Source organism: Cellulomonas sp. P4_A2, from assembly GCF_056402515.1.
The window spans coordinates 1-357 of sequence record NZ_JBFUHG010000252.1; the positions used below are offsets into that span (position 1 = coordinate 1).

1 protein-coding gene is annotated in these 357 nt (G+C 73.3%); it reads left to right on the forward strand.

Going from position 1 to position 357, the window contains the following annotated elements:
• A partial coding sequence (locus AC1DUE_RS20940) for a polysaccharide lyase family 8 super-sandwich domain-containing protein (RefSeq protein ID WP_477041312.1) occupies positions 1–357 on the forward strand: 357 nt, incomplete at both ends.

Sequence of the window (357 nt, forward strand, 5' to 3'; positions counted from 1 at the left end):
GGACTGGGCGGGCGGCGCGGTGCTGCCCGGAACGACGCTCGGCGCGTACGGCATGGAGCTGCGCGCCTTCGGGGGTTCGCTGCGCGGTCTGAAGAGCTGGTTCTGCCTGGACGACGTGATCGCCTGTGTCGGCTCGGGCATCACCACCGACGCGGGCACCGCCGAGACGGTCGTGGAGAACCGCAAACTGCGCGACCCGCAGGCGGCTCTCCTCGTYAACGGTAAGGCAGTGCCGGCCGGCGCGGGCTGGTCGGATCGGCTCGGCCGGGTCCGCTGGCTGCACCTCGCCGGGACCGGCGGCTACATCTTCCCCAGGGCCACGACCGTCGACGGCCTGCGCGAGGAGCGCACCGCGAC